The organism is Streptomyces sp. NPDC102467 (assembly GCF_044765445.1).
In the GTDB taxonomy this organism is placed as follows: Bacteria; Actinomycetota; Actinomycetes; order Streptomycetales; family Streptomycetaceae; genus Streptomyces.
The window spans coordinates 464,432-480,997 of the sequence record NZ_JBIWKA010000002.1 but is presented as its reverse complement, the minus strand read 5'-3'; the positions used below and the strand labels follow the sequence as shown (position 1 = coordinate 480,997).

Annotated in this window: 14 protein-coding genes; 6 read left to right on the top strand and 8 right to left on the bottom strand. The window is 71.2% G+C overall.

The genetic code is table 11. From position 1 onward, the window contains the following. Positions 1–245 precede the first annotated feature (245 nt). Positions 246–1,136 (bottom strand): LysR family transcriptional regulator, encoded by an 891-nt coding sequence (locus ACIREE_RS05380; RefSeq protein ID WP_404146531.1) that lies wholly within the window; start codon positions 1,134–1,136, stop codon positions 246–248. A 96-nt stretch (positions 1,137–1,232) separates the two neighbouring features. Between ACIREE_RS05380 and ACIREE_RS05375 the strand changes: the two genes are divergently transcribed. The 4 genes from ACIREE_RS05375 (at position 1,233) to ACIREE_RS05360 (ending at position 6,323) form a co-directional block, all read left to right on the top strand. Further along, positions 1,233–1,940, top strand: a complete 708-nt coding sequence (locus ACIREE_RS05375) for a succinate dehydrogenase (protein WP_404146529.1) — start codon at positions 1,233–1,235, stop codon at positions 1,938–1,940. A 5-nt stretch (positions 1,941–1,945) separates the two neighbouring features. Next, positions 1,946–3,895, top strand: coding sequence for a fumarate reductase/succinate dehydrogenase flavoprotein subunit (locus ACIREE_RS05370; RefSeq protein ID WP_404146526.1), 1,950 nt, complete (start codon positions 1,946–1,948; stop codon positions 3,893–3,895). Further along, entirely contained in the window at positions 3,892–4,641 is a 750-nt protein-coding gene (locus ACIREE_RS05365) for a succinate dehydrogenase/fumarate reductase iron-sulfur subunit (protein ID WP_404146523.1), read from the top strand. Before ACIREE_RS05370 ends, ACIREE_RS05365 begins: the two co-directional genes overlap by 4 nt. A 161-nt stretch (positions 4,642–4,802) precedes the next feature. Beyond that, positions 4,803–6,323 (top strand): acyl-CoA synthetase, encoded by a 1,521-nt coding sequence (locus tag ACIREE_RS05360; RefSeq protein WP_404146520.1) that lies wholly within the window; start codon positions 4,803–4,805, stop codon positions 6,321–6,323. Here the strand turns inward: ACIREE_RS05360 and ACIREE_RS05355 are convergent. After that, on the bottom strand, positions 6,300–8,669 hold the full coding sequence (locus tag ACIREE_RS05355) for an ABC transporter (RefSeq protein ID WP_404146518.1): 2,370 nt from the start codon (positions 8,667–8,669) through the stop codon (positions 6,300–6,302). The two genes, ACIREE_RS05360 and ACIREE_RS05355, sit on opposite strands and share 24 nt — an antisense overlap. A gap of 166 nt (positions 8,670–8,835) precedes the next feature. Continuing rightward, positions 8,836–9,897, bottom strand: a complete 1,062-nt coding sequence (locus tag ACIREE_RS05350) for an MsnO8 family LLM class oxidoreductase (protein ID WP_404146516.1) — start codon at positions 9,895–9,897, stop codon at positions 8,836–8,838. 11 nt (positions 9,898–9,908) lie between these two features. Between ACIREE_RS05350 and ACIREE_RS05345 the strand changes: the two genes are divergently transcribed. Continuing rightward, entirely contained in the window at positions 9,909–10,397 is a 489-nt protein-coding gene (locus ACIREE_RS05345; protein WP_404146513.1) for a hypothetical protein, read from the top strand. 49 nt (positions 10,398–10,446) lie between these two features. On the opposite strand, the gene ACIREE_RS05340 is transcribed toward ACIREE_RS05345, so the two are convergent. Then, positions 10,447–10,659, bottom strand: a complete 213-nt coding sequence (locus ACIREE_RS05340; protein ID WP_404146510.1) for a dodecin — start codon at positions 10,657–10,659, stop codon at positions 10,447–10,449. A 242-nt stretch (positions 10,660–10,901) separates the two neighbouring features. Here ACIREE_RS05340 and ACIREE_RS05335 point away from each other — a divergent pair, with 242 nt between their 5' ends. After that, a complete protein-coding gene (locus tag ACIREE_RS05335) occupies positions 10,902–12,140 on the top strand; it encodes an extracellular solute-binding protein (protein ID WP_404146508.1) in 1,239 nt (412 codons plus the stop codon). Between the two features lie 21 nt (positions 12,141–12,161). Here ACIREE_RS05335 and egtD read toward each other — a convergent pair whose 3' ends face one another. The 4 genes from egtD to egtA are packed head-to-tail and all read right to left on the bottom strand — an operon-like array spanning position 12,162 to position 16,514. Beyond that, a complete protein-coding gene (gene egtD, locus ACIREE_RS05330; protein ID WP_404146505.1) occupies positions 12,162–13,130 on the bottom strand; it encodes an L-histidine N(alpha)-methyltransferase in 969 nt (322 codons plus the stop codon). After that, positions 13,127–13,882, bottom strand: coding sequence for an ergothioneine biosynthesis protein EgtC (egtC, locus tag ACIREE_RS05325; protein WP_404146503.1), 756 nt, complete (start codon positions 13,880–13,882; stop codon positions 13,127–13,129). The genes egtD and egtC overlap by 4 nt, the downstream gene beginning before the upstream one ends. Next, entirely contained in the window at positions 13,882–15,231 is a 1,350-nt protein-coding gene (egtB, locus tag ACIREE_RS05320) for an ergothioneine biosynthesis protein EgtB (protein WP_404146500.1), read from the bottom strand. Before egtB ends, egtC begins: the two co-directional genes overlap by 1 nt. Then, positions 15,228–16,514 (bottom strand): ergothioneine biosynthesis glutamate--cysteine ligase EgtA, encoded by a 1,287-nt coding sequence (gene egtA, locus ACIREE_RS05315; protein WP_404146497.1) that lies wholly within the window; start codon positions 16,512–16,514, stop codon positions 15,228–15,230. The genes egtB and egtA overlap by 4 nt, the downstream gene beginning before the upstream one ends. Positions 16,515–16,566: the final 52 nt, after the last annotated feature.

Genomic DNA, 16,566 nt, shown 5'->3' with positions numbered 1-16,566 from the left:
GCGGGGCTGTTCGAAGTTGTTCGCCGGGTGCGGGCCGGTGGGGGCTGGTCGCGCCCCGCGGCGGAGCCGCTGATCGACACAGCCCCGCGCCCCATGGAGCATGCGGCTTCGCCGCAGCCCCATGGGGCGCGCTGCGCGCCGCCCCTTGAGATGGCGCACGCAGTGTGCATCTCAGGGGCGCGGGGAACTGGGCGACCAGCCCCTACCAGGGCAGCGCCCGGCGACAGACCGGCGGACCCGAGCTGTCACCCGTCCCGTTCCACCAGCATCCGCTGCAACTCCCGCGCAGCCCGCGGCGGAGCCACATCGCTGCGATGGGCCAGCGCGATGGTCCGGTGCAGCCCCGGCCGCGCCAACGGCGTGACGTGCAGATCGGCCCCGGCCCGCAGCGCGACCATGTGCGGCACCACCGCCACCCCGAGCCCCGCCCGGACGAAGCCGAGGACCGCGTCCATCTCGCCGCCCTCCACCGCGAAATCCGGGTCGAACCCCTCTGCCCGGCACGCCGCGACGGTGAGCTCCCGCAGGTCGTAGCCGTGCCGGAACATCACCAGGCGCTCACCCTCCAGGTCGGAGATCCGGACCGACGTGCGCCCGCGGCCCGGCCGGGGCGCGCTCGGTGAGGACACCACCACCAGCTCCTCCCGCAGCAGCTCCACCGAGGTCAGCGCGGGCGCGGGCGCCGGCAGGGGGAGGACGACCAGCGCCAGATCCAGCGCGCCCCGCGCGAGTTCCCGTACGAGATCGTGCGAGCCGCCCTCCTCGATGAGCAGCTGGATGCCGGGATAGCGGTCGTGGAAGGCGCGCAGCACGTCCGGCAGCAGGCCCGTGCAGAGCGAGGGCGTCGCCCCGAGCCGCACCCGCCCCCGCCTGAGCTGTGCCAGTTCCTGCACCTCGTGCCGCGCGGTGTCCGCGTCGGCGAGGATGCGCCGGGCCAGCGGCAGCAGCGCCTCGCCCGCGTCGGTGAGCGTGATGTTGCCCCGGGCCCGGCCGAACAGATCTGCCCCCAGCTCCCGCTCGAGCGCCCGGATCTGCTGGGACAGGGACGGCTGGGCGACATGCACCAGCTCGGCGGCTCGGGTGAAGTGCCGGGTCTCCGCGACCGCGACGAAGTACTGGAGCTGTTGGAACTGCATAAGACCACGATAGTTCCCCGCATAGGCAATGCCTATGGAAATGAGCCGCACCATGTCTTGGACCGATCGTGTCCTTCGGCTCTACCGTCTTGAACCATGGCTCTGGCAACGCGGACGGACCGACGACCGTCCATGACACGCACGATCTGGGACAGCTCCGTCGGCAAGAAGACGGTGATGGCTGTCAGCGGCATCGTGATGCTGCTCTACCTGGTCGCGCACATGATCGGGAACCTCAAGATCTTCTTCGGGCCCGGCGAGATCAACCACTACGCCCACTGGCTGCGCACCATGGGCGAGCCGGTGCTCCACTACGAGTGGGCCCTGTGGCTCGTGCGCATCGTGCTCGTCGTCGCCGTCGTGGCCCACGCGACCTCCGCGTACCAGCTCAGCCGCCGCGACATCAAGGCGCGCCCCAGCAAGTACGTGCACAAGAAGCCCGGCGCCAGTTACGCCACGCGCACCATGCGCTGGGGCGGCATCATCCTCGCCCTCTTCATCGTCTGGCACATCCTCGACCTGACCACGGGCACCGTGCACCCGGGCGGCTACGAGCACCTGCACCCGTACCAGAACATCATCGACACGTTCTCGACCTGGTACAGCAACGTCATCTACATCGTCGCGATGCTCGCCCTCGGCCTGCACATCCAGCACGGGTTCTGGAGCGCCGCGCAGACCCTCGGCGTCGGCAGCCGGACCCGTGACCGCGTCCTGAAGACCGTCGGCAACGTTCTCGCCGTACTGCTCACGCTCGGTTTCATCGCCGTGCCCGTGGGCGTGATGACCGGATTGGTGAGCTGAAGAACATGACCACCTACGCGGAATACTCAACCGGCGAACCGGTCGTCGACACCAAGGCGCCGACCGGACCCGTCGCCGAGCGCTGGGACACGCGCCGCTTCGAGGCGAAGCTGGTCAACCCCGCCAACCGCCGCAAGCACACCGTCATCGTGGTCGGCACAGGACTGGCCGGCGGCAGCGCCGGGGCCACCCTTGCGGAACAGGGCTACCACGTCGTCCAGTTCTGCTACCAGGACTCGCCACGCCGCGCCCACTCGATCGCAGCCCAGGGCGGCATCAACGCCGCGAAGAACTACCGCAACGACGGCGACTCGGTGCACCGCCTCTTCTACGACACCGTCAAGGGCGGCGACTTCCGCGCCCGCGAGTCGAACGTGCACCGGCTCGCGCAGATCTCGGTGGAGATCATCGACCAGTGCGTCGCCCAGGGCGTGCCCTTCGCGCGTGAGTACGGCGGCCTGCTCGACACCCGCTCGTTCGGCGGTGTGCAGGTCTCGCGCACGTTCTACGCCCGAGGCCAGACGGGACAGCAGCTGCTGCTCGGCGCCTACCAGGCACTCAGCCGGCAGGTCGCCGCAGGCACCATCGAGCTGCATCCGCGTACGGAGATGCTCGACCTCGTCGTCGTCGACGGGAAAGCGCGGGGGATCGTCGCCCGCGATCTGATCACGGGCAAGATCGACACCTACTTCGCGGACGCCGTGGTGCTCGCCTCCGGCGGTTACGGCAACGTCTTCTACCTGTCGACCAACGCGATGAACTCCAACGCGACCGCCATCTGGCGCGCCCACCGGCGCGGCGCCTACTTCGCCAATCCCTGCTTCACACAGATCCACCCCACCTGCATCCCGCGCACCGGCGACCACCAGTCGAAGCTGACCCTGATGAGCGAGTCGCTGCGCAACGACGGGCGCATCTGGGTGCCGAAGGCCAAGGGCGACACCCGTCCGGCGAACGAGATCCCCGAGGACGAGCGCGACTACTACCTGGAGCGCATCTACCCGGCGTTCGGCAACCTCGTGCCCCGCGACATCGCCTCGCGCGCCGCGAAGAACGTGTGCGACGAGGGCCGGGGCGTCGGCCCCGGCGGGCAAGGCGTGTACCTGGACTTCGCGGACGCCATCCAGCGCATGGGCCGCAAGGCGGTCGAGGCCAAGTACGGCAACCTCTTCGACATGTACCAGCGGATCACCGACGAGGACCCGTACAAGGTGCCCATGCGGATCTACCCGGCCGTGCACTACACGATGGGCGGCCTGTGGGTCGACTACGACCTGCAGACCACGATCCCCGGCCTGTTCGCGATCGGTGAGGCCAACTTCTCCGACCACGGCGCCAACCGGCTCGGCGCCTCCGCACTGATGCAGGGCCTCGCGGACGGCTACTTCGTCCTCCCGGCCACCATCAACGACTACTTGGCGAAGCACCCGCACACCGATGAGGTGAACGCCGAGCACCCGGCCACCGTCGAGGTCGTGCGGGAGACCGAGGAGCGGCTCGCGAAGCTGCTCGCCGTCGACGGGGACCGCACCCCTGACTCCTTCCACCGTGAACTCGGCGAGCTGATGTGGGAGTTCTGCGGCATGGCCCGCACCGAGGAGGGCCTGCGCAAGGCGCTCGACCGGATCCCGCAGATCCGCGAGGAGTTCTGGCGGCGCATCAAGGTCCCCGGCACCGGCGAGGAGTTCAACCAGTCCCTGGAGAAGGCGAACCGCGTCGTCGACTACATCGAGCTCGCCGAGCTGATGTGCCTCGACGCGCTGCACCGCGCCGAATCCTGCGGCGGTCACTTCCGCGAGGAGTCGCAGACCCCCGACGGCGAGGCCGCCCGCGTCGACGAGGAGTTCTCCTACGCGGCGGCCTGGGAGTTCACCGAGACCGGTGAAGCCCCCGCCCTGCACAAGGAAGACCTCGTCTTCGAGTACGTCCACCCCACTCAGCGGAGCTACGCATGAAGCTCACCCTGCGCGTCTGGCGCCAGAAGAACGCCGACGCCGAAGGCGCCATGTCCACGTACGAGGTGGACGGGATCTCGCAGGACATGTCGTTCCTGGAGATGCTCGACACCCTCAACGAGGAACTCATCGTCCAGGGCGACGACCCCGTCGCCTTCGACCACGACTGCCGCGAGGGCATCTGCGGCGCGTGCTCGCTCGTCATCAACGGCGACGCGCACGGCCCGGAGCGCACCACCACCTGTCAGCTCCACATGCGGTCCTTCAAGGACGGCGACACGATCGACATCGAGCCGTGGCGCGCCTCCGCGTTCCCCGTCATCAAGGACCTGGTCGTCGACCGCACGGCCTTCGACCGGATCATCCAGTCCGGCGGCTACATCACCGCGCCGACCGGCGCGGCCCCGGAGGCGCACTCCACGCCCGTCCCCAAGCCGGACGCGGACTTCGCCTTCGAGAACGCCGAGTGCATCGGCTGCGGTGCGTGCGTGGCGGCCTGCCCGAACGGCGCGGCCATGCTCTTCACCTCCGCCAAGGTCAACCATCTGAACGTGCTGCCGCAGGGCGCGCCCGAGCGCGAGACCCGCGTCCTGGACATGGTGGCCCAGATGGACGAGGAGGGCTTCGGCGGCTGCACGCTCACCGGCGAGTGCGCGACGGCCTGCCCCAAGGGCATCCCGCTGTTCTCCATCACCAGCATGAACAAGGAGTGGCTGCGCGCCAACCGGAAGGTCAGCCGCGCCTGATCCGATTCGATCCATCCATGACGTCCCGCGAACAGCGCGGGGTGGGCGGGACCGGGAGTGGTGCTCAACCCCGGTCCCGTCGTCGCGTCCGCGCACCGGCCGGGAGCAGGTCGCCGTACGCCCCTGACGCCTCGTCACCTCTCTGGCGTACCGTCGTTCCCATGTACCCGGGAGCGTACGACCGAGCCAGGCCGGCCGTCGTCACGGCCGACGGCAACACCACCCTCAGCTACGGCGAGTTGGAGGACAACTCACTGCGCCTCGCCGACCATCTGCGCGTGCAGGGGCTGCGCAGGGGCGACCATCTGGCCCTGCTGTCCGACAACGATCCGCGCGTCATGGAGGTGTACTGGGCCGCCCTGCGCTCGGGCCTCTACCTCACCGCCGTCAACCACCATCTGACCGCCGAGGAGGCCGCCTATATCGTGCGGGACTGCGGGGCGGCCGCACTGATCGTCGCCGACGGCACTCTTGGTGAACTCGGCTCACGCGTAACGGAGTTGGTTCCCGAGGTGACGCACCGCCTCGGCTTCGGCGACGGGACGTACGACGCGGCGCTGGCCGCCGCCTCGGCAGAGCCGCCCGCGATCCAGCCGCGCGGTGCCGACATGCTCTACTCGTCCGGCACGACGGGCCGCCCCAAGGGCATCGAACCGGCGCTGCCCGAAGGGGACATCCGCACCGACCCCTCCACGTACCAGCTGCTCTTCCAGCCCATGTACGGCTTCGACGAGGACACCGTCTACCTGTGCCCGGCCCCGCTGTACCACGCGGCGCCGCTGCGGTTCTGCGGCACGATCATCGCGACGGGCGGCACTGTCGTCCTCATGAACTCCTTCGACGCGCAGGGGGCGTTGGCGGCGATCGAGCGTCACCGGGTCACGCACAGTCAGTGGGTGCCGACGATGTTCGTGCGCATGCTCAAGCTCCCGGACGCGGTGCGCGCGAGGTACGACACCTCGTCGATGAAGGTCGCCATCCACGCGGCGGCGCCCTGTCCCGTCGAGGTGAAGCGGCGGATGATGGAGTGGTGGGGGCCCGTGCTGTACGAGTACTACGCGGCGACCGAGGGGAACGGGATCACCTTCATCGGGCCGCAGGAGTGGCTGCGCAAGCCGGGGTCCGTGGGCCGCGCCGGGATCCTGGGCGAGCTGCGGGTCTGCGACGAGGCGGGGAAGGTGCTGCCGCCGGGGGAGACGGGTGTCGTCTACTTCGAGCGGGACGCGCTGCCGTTCCGCTACCACCACGACGAGGACCGCACGCGCGAGGCGCAGCACCCGGAACACCCGCACTGGACCACCACGGGCGACATCGGCCATGTCGACGAGGACGGCTACCTCTTTCTCACCGACCGCAAGGCGTTCATGATCATCTCGGGGGGTGTCAACATCTACCCGCAGGAGGTGGAGGACTGCCTGGTGCTGCATCCCGCCGTCGCCGACGTCGCGGTCATCGGTGTGCCGGACGAAGAGATGGGGGAGTCCGTGCGCGCGGTGGTGCAGGCCGCCGAAGGGAGCACTCCGGGGCGGGAGTTGGAGCACGAGCTGATCGCGTACGTACGGGACCGGATGGCGCACTACAAGGTGCCGCGGGAGGTGGAGTTCGTACCCGGCCTCCCGCGGACCCCGACCGGGAAACTGGCCAAGGGGAAGCTGCGGTCACCGGCCCAGGGCGCGCGCTAGGTAAGGAGCGGTGCGGCTCATCGAGTCACCGGCCACCGCCCCGGGCGGCCCCGCGACGACAACGTGGCCGCCCGCGTCGCCCCCGCCCGGCCCCATGTCGACCACCCAGTCCGCGCCGGCGACCACCGCCATGTCGTGCTCGACGACCACCACCGAATGACCCGCGTCGACCAGCCCGTGCAGCTGGCGCAGCAGTACCTCCACATCGGCCGGGTGCAGTCCGGTGGTCGGCTCGTCGAGGAGGTACAGGGTGTGGCCGCGACGCACGCGCTGCAACTCGCTGGCCAGCTTGATGCGCTGCGCCTCGCCGCCGGACAGCTCGGTGGCGGGCTGGCCGAGGCGGAGATAGCCGAGCCCCACGTCCAGGAGGGTGCGCAGGCTGCGGAGCACGGACCCGGCCGCGTCGTCGTCGGCGAAGAACACGGCCGCGGACTCCACGGTCAGATCGAGCACCTCGGCGATGTTCCGGCCCCGGTACGTCACTTGGAGCGTCTCGGGGTTGTAGCGCGCGCCCGCGCAGTCCGGGCACGGCGCGTACGTGCTCGGCAGGAAGAGAAGTTCGACGCTGACGAAGCCCTCGCCCTGGCAGGTCTCGCAGCGCCCTCCCGCGACGTTGAAGGAGAAGCGGCCGACGCCGTACCCCCGGCCCTTCGCCTCGTCCGTGCCCGCGAAGACCTTCCGTACGACGTCGAACAGGCCCGTGTACGTCGCCAAGTTGGAGCGCGGCGTCCGACCGATCGGTTTCTGGTCGACGACCACCAGCCGTCCGACGCCCGCCAGGTCCTCCGTGATCTCGCCGATCAGCGTCGACTTGCCGGACCCGGAGACTCCCGTGACGGCGGTGAACGCGCCCGACGGGATCTCCACCGTCACGTCCCGCAGATTGTGCCGGGACACCGGGCCGACCTTCAACCAGCCCGCGGGCTCCCGTACTTGACGTTCGCCCTGTGGCGCGTCGTCGAAGAGGAAGCGTGCCGTCGCCGACGCCTCGACCTCCCGCAGCCCCGCCACCGGGCCGCTGTGCAGTACCTGCCCGCCGTGCTCCCCGGCCAGCGGGCCGACGTCGACCAGCCAGTCCGCGTGCCGCATCACGTCCAGCTGGTGCTCGACGACGAACACCGAGTTGCCGGCCGCCTTGAGACGGTCGAGGACGGTCAGGAGCGACTCCGTGTCCGCCGGGTGCAGTCCGGCGGACGGCTCGTCGAGCACGTACACGACGCCGAAGAGACCGGACCTCAACTGCGTGGCGAGCCGCAGCCGTTGCAGCTCGCCCGCGGACAGCGTCGGCGTCGCCCGGTCGAGGCTCAGATATCCGAGCCCGAGCTCGGTGACCGTGCCGATGCGGGCCTTCAGGTCATCGGTGAGAACCCGGGCCGTCTCGGAGGCGTCGTCGGCGCTGGCGAGGACTCCGGCCAGCTCCGCCAGCGGAAGCCGTGCCAGCTCGGCGATCGTCCGTCCCGCGAACGTCACCGCCAGTGCCTCGGCCCGCAGCCGGGCGCCCCCGCACACCGCACACGGCGCGCTGTCCAGGAACTTCTCCGCCTTCGCGCGCAGCGTCTGGCTCTTGGAGTCGGCGAACGTCTTCAGTACGTACCGGTTCGCGCTCATGTACGTGCCCTGATACGGGCGTTGGATGCGGCCCGCGTCCCGCACCGGGTGCACCGTGACCACCGGCTGCTCGTCCGTGAACAGGATCCAGTCGCGGTCCGCCTGCGCCAACTCCTGCCAGGGCCGGTCCACTTCGTAGCCGAGCGCGTCGAGGACGTCGCGCAGGTTCTTACCCTGCCAGGCGCCGGGCCACGCGGCGATCGCGCCGTCGCGGATCGAGAGCGACGGGTCGGGTACCAGGAGCGCCTCGGTGGTGCGGTGCACGCGCCCGAGGCCGTGACAGGCCGGGCACGCACCGGCCGCGGTGTTCGGCGAGAAGGCGTCCGAGTCGAGCCGCTCCGCCCCCGGCGGGTAGTTCCCGGCGCGGGAGAACAGCATCCGCAGCGAGTTCGAGAGCGTGGTGACCGTGCCGACCGACGAGCGGGACGTCGGCGCCGACCGGCTCTGCTGCAGCGACACCGCGGGCGGCAGGCCGCTGATCGCGCCCACCTTCGGGGCGCCGACCTGGTGGATGAGGCGGCGCGCGTACGGCGCGACCGACTCGAAATAGCGGCGCTGCGCCTCCGCGTAGATCGTGCCGAACGCGAGCGACGACTTCCCCGACCCCGACACCCCCGTGAACACCGCGATGACGTCCCGCGGTACGTCCACGTCGACGCCCTTGAGGTTGTGCTCACGGGCGTTGCGGACCCGGACGAAGCCGTCGTGGCGGGGGTCGGGCGAGGACGGCTGGGTCATGAGGGCGGCTCCAGGTCGTACGGCGGTCGCGGGCCGACCGCGGCCGGAGTGGCGGTAGCAGGGGAGGGGCAGGGGCAAACCACCCGATTCTAGGCCGCCGTGCTGCATCATCATGCGGCGGCACCACCCCCGGGCGGGTCACCGCCGCACCGGGCCCTCCGGCTCTCTAGACCGGGCTGAGCCGGGCGATCCTCGCCAGCCTCCGGTACGACTCCAGCAGGCCCTCGCGATCGTACGTACTGGTCGTGACCAGCACCTCCTGCGCACCGCTCTCCTTGATGACGGTCTCCAGCTCGTCCGCGACCTGCTGCTCCGTGCCCGCGATGTGGCCGCGCAGTCCGGACTCGTACAGCTCGCGCTCCTTGGCGGTCATCTCCAGGGCCGAGACGCGCTCGGCGGGCGGCAGCGGCGGGAAGGTGCCGTGCGTGCGGGAGTACGCCATCGACCAGGCCTCGGGCACGAGCAGCCGTCGGGCCTCCGGCTCGCTGCCGGCCACGGCGACCGTCCCGGAGATCATGACGTACGGCTCGTCGGCCCAGGCCGAGGGGCGGAACTCGGCGCGGTAGCGGTCGATGCCGCGCAGCATCTTCTCCCGGCCGCGGAAGTCGCCGATCACCATGGGCAGCCCGGCGCGGGCGGCGATCGACGCGCCCTCGCCCATCGCCAGTACGTACGGCGGCACGGTCAGGCCTTCGCTCGGCCGTGCGTGGGCGCGGGTCGACGACGTGCCCGTGAAGAAGGCGAGCAACTCGTCCAGCTGCCCGGCGAAATCCGCGGCGTCGGCGGCGTCCTTGTCGCGGCCGAGGGCCGCGCGGACCCCGTCCGTGAAGCCGACGGACCGGCCGATCCCCATGTCGATCCGCCCCGGGAACAGGGAGTGCAGGACCCCGAACTGCTCGGCCACGACGAGCGGCTGGTGGTTGGGGAGCATGACGCCGCCGGTGCCGACGCGGATCGTGCGGGTCGCCGCCGCGACGGCCGCCGCGAGGACGGTCGGGGCGGATCCCGCGACGCCGGGCACTCCGTGGTGCTCGGAGACCCAGAGCCGCCGGTAGCCGAGGCGCTCCAGGTCCTGGGCGAGCGAGACGGTGTCGCGCAGCGCCTCGGGGCCGGTGTGGCCCTCGCGGGTGCGGGAGCGGTCCAGGACGGAGAAGCGGGTCGTTTCGATCACGGTGGTCACGGTTGTTTCAACACAGTGGCTCCGCAGGGATTCCCTGACCCGCCCCATAGGGTGCCGTCATGACCCCGGACCCGAGGCCGCTGGCCGTATTCGATCTGGACGGCACGCTCGCCGACACCGCCCACCGGCAGCGGTTTCTGGAGCGCAGGCCGCGGGACTGGAACGGCTTCTTCGCGGCGGCCCCGCAGGATCCGCCGCTCGCCGAGGGGGTGGCGCTGGCTCTGGACAGCGCGCGCGAGTGCGAGGTGGTGTACCTGACCGGGCGGCCCGAGCGCTGCCGCGCCGACACCGAGGCGTGGCTCGCGGCCCAGGGCCTGCCCGCGGGAGCGCTGAAGATGCGGCGCGACGACGACCGCAGGCCCGCGCGGCGCACGAAGCTGGAGGTGCTGCGCCGACTGGCGCGCGGCCGCACCGTACGGATGCTCGTCGACGACGACGAGCTGGTGTGCGACGAGGCGGAGCGCGCCGGATTCTCCGTCGTACGGGCCCGCTGGGCGAGCACGTCCGCGGCGCTGAAGGACGCCCAGGAGCGCGAGGGCCGGACCTGAGAAGGTGCCGGCCGGACCGTGCCGCCTGGGCGGCGCCGGGCGGACGGTGTCAGTCCTCGTCCAGCCGGAAGCCCACTTTGAGGCCCACCTGGTAGTGCTCGACGTCCCCGTCGACGACCTGGCCGCGGACCTGCGTGACCTCGAACCAGTCGAGGTTGCGCACGGTCTGTGAGGCGCGCGCGATCCCGTTGCGGATGGCCTGGTCGACGCCTTCGTGGGAGGTGCCGACGATCTCGGTGACGCGATATGTGTGGTTCGACATGGTTCCACCGTGCCCCAGGGGGCCGCTGATCGCGAGGGGACGGACGGTGCGCGTGTTCGACGTGTTCGACTTACTTCTCGGTAACTCTTGACCGTCCGATTGGTACATACCAAAATTCAACTACATACCCGTACGAGCCGAGCGCTCTTCCCCCACGTCGGGCGATCCTCCCTGTCCGCAGGCAGAAAGCGACCCTCGTGAGATCCCGCCGTGCCGTACTGTCCCTCGGTTCCCTCGTTGTCGTGTCCGGTGCGCTCACCAGCGCATGCGGCGTCCTCCCGGGCGGCGAGCCGGATCGGCGCACCGTCACCGTGTGGCTGATGCGCAACAGTGCGTCGGACGCGTTCATCAAGCGCTTCACCAAGGAGTTCGAGGCCGAGAACACCGACGTACGCCTGGACATCCGCATCCAGGAGTGGACCGGTATCGGCGAAAAAGTCACCAAGGCGCTGCAGCGCAGCCACGCCGACGACAGCACCCCCGACGTGATCGAGGTCGGCAACACGCAGGTCCCGCAGTACGTCGAGGGGGGCGGCCTGCTCGACCTGTCCCTGGAGTCCGCGCGCGACCTCGGTATGCAGGACTGGCTGCCCGGCCTCGCCGAACCCGGCGTCGACAAGTCCCGCCAGTACGGCATCCCTTGGTACGCCGCCAACCGCGTCGTCATCTACAACAAGGACCTCTTCACGCAGGCCGGCATCAAGAATCCGCCCAGGACGCGCGAGGAATGGCTCGATGCGACGAGCCGCCTCGACTCCGGCGGCAAACAGGGCATCTACCTCGCCGGGCAGGACTGGTACACGCTGTCCGGGTTCATCTGGGACGAGGGCGGCGAGCTGGCGCACCAGTCGGCGGGCAGCTGGACCGGCGCCCTGGACACCGCGGCCGCACTCCGCGCCATGGACTTCTACCAGCAGCTGCAGGCGCTGGGCGGCGGGCCGAAGAACGCCGACGAGGAGCACCCCTCGCAGGCCGACGAGTTCGCGAAGGGCGACATCGCCCAGATCATCTCGGTCCCCGGCGCGGCCCAGCAGATCGTCCGCAAGAACCCGTCCCTGAAGGGGAAACTGGGCTACTTTCCGATCCCCGGCAAGACGGCCGCACGGGCGGGCGCCGTCTTCACCGGCGGCTCGGACCTCGTCGTCGCGGGCAACACCGGCGACCGGCCGGGCGCGGTCGCCGTGGTGAAGGCCCTGGCCGGGAAGGAATGGAACACGGAGCTGGCCAGGACCATGAACTACGTCCCCAACAAGACGACCCTGGCCGACGCCGTGGCCGACGAGCCGGGCGTCGCCGCCATGGCCGTCGGCGCGGCCCACGGCAAGGCGACGCCCGCCTCCCCGCTCTGGGCGGGCGTGGAGGCCGCCGACAACCCCATCAAGGCCTACATGTCCCAGGTCCTGTCCGGCGCGGACCCGGCCACCGCGGCGAAGAAGGCGTCCCGGGAGATCACCCGCCGCCTGGACGAGAGCGGCGAGTGACCTTCGCGTACCGGGCGTGAATCAGGTGGCCGGGACGGAGCTCAGCGACAGCGCGAACCGACCCTCCGAATCCGGCCACCAGCGCACCAACTCAAGCCCTGCCGAAGCGAGTTCGGCCTGTACGCCCGCGCGCCGGAACTTGGCCGACACCTCCGTGCGCAACGCCTCGCCCGCCGCGAAGTTCACCGCGAGGTCCAGCGCGGGAACCTTCACGGTCTGCGCCACCGCGGAGCGCAACCGCATCTCGATCCACTCCCGCTCCGGATCCCACACGGCCACGTGGTCGAAGGCGTCGAGATCGAAATCGGCGCCGAGTTCACGGTTCACCACGCTCAGCACGTTCTTGTTGAACGCCGCGGTGACGCCCGCCCTGTCGTCGTACGCGGCGACCAGCGTCGCCTCGTCCTTGACCAGGTCGGTGCCGAGCAGGAAGAAGTCGCCGGGCGCCAGCAGCCCCCGCACCGACGTGAGGAACGCCGCCCGCTCCTCGGGCAGCAGATTGCCGATCGTGCCGCCGAGGAACGCCACCAGGCGCGGGCCGGGCGTCTCGGGGAGCGCGAGCGCGCCGGTGAAGTCGGCGACCAGGGCGTGGATGTCGAGCGCGGGGTGCTCGGTGAGAAGGAGTTCCGCGGCGCCCCGCAGCGCGCTCTCGCTCACGTCCACGGGGATGTAGGTGGTCAGCTCCGGGAACGCGGCCAGCAGATGGCGGGTCTTGTCGGAGGAGCCCGAGCCCAGCTCGACCAGGGTCCGCGCTCCGGTCGTCGTCGCGATCTCCGTGGCGCGCCCCACGAGGATCTCCCGCTCGGCGCGGGTCGGGTAGTACTCGGACAGCGTGGTGATCTTGTCGAACAGCTCGCTGCCGTGCGCGTCGTAGAACCACTTGGGCGGCAGCGTCTTGGGAGCGGCGGTCAGGCCGGTCAGGACGTCGGCGCGCAGAGCGGCGTCGGTGGCGTCCTCGGGAAGAGTGCGGGTCATGGCGTACGGGCTCACGCGGACGGCTCCTTGAGGGGGGTCAGCAAGACGTCGGTGCGGCTCGCCGCGAGCAGCGTGCGGTCGGGCACCTCGATCCAGTGCGGATCGTCGTTGTACGGCTCGGAGGCGACGACGGTGCGGCGGCCGGGTTCGGAGAGATACCAGAGGGTGTCGCCCCAGGCGGTCGCGGTGATCGTCTCGCCGTTGGTGAGAAGGAGATTGAGGCGGGCGTCCGGCGCCGCCCCGGCGACCTCGGCGACGGTGTCGGCCAGCGCCTGTGACTCGTCGTCGCCCGCGCGCAGCCGGTGCAGCACCAGCGCCCACAGGAACGCCGCGTCGCAGCGGGCCTCCATCGACAGCAGCTCGACCGCGGGCAGCGTGGGAACCAACGGCGCCAGCGAGCGCGGCCAGCCGGGCACCGCGCCGTTGTGGCTGAACAGCCACGGCCCGGACGTGTACGGGGCTGCCGCGGCCTCTCCGTCGGCACCGCCGAGCGTGGCGTCCCGGACGGCCCCGAGCAGCGCTCCCGAGCGGACCACCCGGGCCAGGTCCGCGTACGACTGGTCGCCCCAGATCGGCCCCGCGCGCCGGTACCGGGCGGGCGTCGGATCGCCGTCCGCGTACCAACCCACGCCGAAACCATCGGCGTTGACCGTGCCGTGCCGCTGTCTGCGCGGCTCCCACGACTGGCGGAACAAACTGTGCGGCGGCGCGTCCAGCACCTCGCCGAGCGCTACCGGCGGCCCCAGGTAGGCCAGGTGACGGCACATCAGGAGCCGTCCTGCGGCCGGCCGTCGCGCGCCGTCCGGAAGCCGGCGAAGATCTGCCGGCGGATCGGCAGGTCCCAGTTGCGGAACGTGCCCCGGCAGGCCACCGCGTCCACCGCGAACGAGCCGCCGCGCAGCACCTTGTGATCGGGGCCGAAGAACACCTCCGAGTACTCGCGGTAGGGGTAGGCGACGAAACCGGGATAGGGCAGGAAGTCGCTCGCCGTCCACTCCCAGACATCGCCGATCAACTGCCGTACCCCCAGCGGGGATTCACCCAGCGGGTAACTGCCTGCGGTGGCCGGGCGCAGATGGCGCTGGCCCAGGTTCGCGCGCTCCGGCGTCGGATCGGTGTCGCCCCACGGGTAGCGCAGGGAGCGGCCCGACTCCGGGTCGAAGCGGGCGGCCTTCTCCCACTCCACCTCGGTCGGCAGGCGCCGCCCGGCCCAGCGGGCGTAGGCGTCGGCCTCGTACCAGCTCACGTGCAGCACCGGCTCGTCGGGCGGAACCACCTCCGTCACCCCGAAGCGCCGGCGCAGCCACTGGCCCGCGTCCCGGCGCCAGAACCGCGGCGCCTCGAAGCCGCCGTCGCGGACCATGGCCCAGCCCGCGGGCTCCCACCAGCGGGTCTCGCGGTAGCCGCCGTCCGCGATGAACTCCATGTACGCGGAGTTCGTCACGGGCGTCGTGTCGATGTGGAAGGGCGGCACGAGCCGGGTGTGCGCGGGCCGCTCGTTGTCCAGCGCCCACGGCTCGGCCGTCGTGCCCATCGTGAACGGGCCGCCGGGGACGAGGACTTCGGCCGGACCGTCGAAGGGCTCCGCCGGCCGCCCGGGGTCGGACGCGGTCAGCGCGGCCGCGCCCGACCTGAGCTGATGCGTGATCAGCATCGTCTCGTCGTGCTGCTGTTCGTGCTGGGCGACCATGCCGAAGGCGAAGCCCGAGCGGGTCAGCCGGTCGGCGCCGTCCGCCGCGAACGACGCCGTGTCCAGGATGTCGAGCGCCCGGCCGCGCACATCTGCCGCGTAGCCGCGGGCCTCCTGCGGTGCGAGCAGCGGCAACCGCGGGCGCTCGGCGCGCGGGTGCTCGAACGCGTCGTACAGCGGGTCGATCTCGGGCCGCATCGCCTCACGGCCCGCCACCGCCCGCAACAGCCACTGCTCCTCCTGGTTGCCGATGTGCGCCAGATCCCACACCAGCGGTGACATCAACGGCGAGTGCTGCGCGGTCAGTTCGGGCCCCTCCACGCAGCTCGTCAGGAGAGTGGTGCGACGGCGCGCGGCGAGAAGGGCGTCCGCCGCGCGACGGCGCAGCGCCTCCGGGTCGGTGGTGACGTTCTCCTCGGTGGTCATGAGCGGACGGTCCTCCCCTGTGCGGGTTCGGGAAGCAGGTCGAGCACGTCGTCGGCGGGGCAGCGGCCGCGTACGACATGGCGGTGCGTGAAGTCCGCGACCGCCTTCCGTACGTCGTCCCCCGCGCCGATCCTGGGCAGCGCGTCCAGGGCCGTCGTGAAGCAGGCCGTCGCGGCCTCGCGCAGCTCAGGGTCGGCGAGGCCGATCCGGGCCGCGTCCCGCCACAGCGGATTGTGCGGCGCGGGCAGCGGGCCCGCCCGCTCCGCGAGGGGTTTGACGGCCCGGTACGCGGTCTCGGCGGCCTGCGGATCGTCGAACAGGGCGGTCGTCACGGCGAGCGGCACGAGCCACCCGTCGTCGCCCGGCTGCGCGTCGATCATGCGCAGTTCGAGGTGGCCGCGCGGCCGTACCGGCGGGAACAGTGTGCTCTGGTGGTACTCGAGGTCGGAGCGGGTCGGCGGCCGCGGCCCGCCGCCGCGGATCCACTCGCGGAACGACAGGCCCTCAGGGACGTGCCACGGGCCGCTGTCCGTGCGCACACACATCACCGGTGCGTCCAGGACATGCCGTGCCCACGCCGCGCGCGGCTCGCCGTCGAGCGGCGGCGCGCCCGAACGGCCCACCGCGATGCGCTCCCACAACAGCTGACGCGTGGAGGCCCAGCCCGTCGAACGGCCGGACAACAAGGGCGAGTTGGCGAATGCGGCGACCAGGACGGGGCCGAGCAGATGGGCGAGCCGCCAGCGTCTGCCGTGGCCGAGCGGACCGGGCTCCTCGTATCCGGCGTCCAGGCACACCTGAACGGAGGCGGAAGAGCACATCATGGACCGCCCGGCGGGTCCTGCCCGGTCGAGGGACGCCTCCAGGGCGTCGTAGCGGGGCTGGCGGAGGACGCGGCGCGGTGGCCGCCACGGATCGGTGCCGTGGCCGGACAGGACGAGTCCGTGACCGCGGAGCGCGGCGCGGACGGCGGTCAGATCGGCCTGCATGGCCGAGACGCATTCCATCAGCGAGGCGGCAGGGAGCGAGCTGAGCTCCAGCTGTCCGCCGGGTTCCACGGTGAGCGCCGAGCTCAGTGGCAGGGCGCGCAGTGCGACGTAGGCCGCATCGAGTCGTTCGGGTGCCACCAGGAGCCGCGGGCGTCGCGGCTCGTGGACGATCCACTCCAGCTCCACACCCACCGTGCGGGGCGGGCCGGTCTTGAAGCAGATGCCCTGTACCAGGGCCTCCGCCTCGGCCTCGGTGACCGGGTCACCGAGCGCCTTACAGTCTCCCTCGCTCATGCCGGGGCCTCCTGGTCCTCGTGCATCCCATGGTCCCCGGTGGGGGCCATGC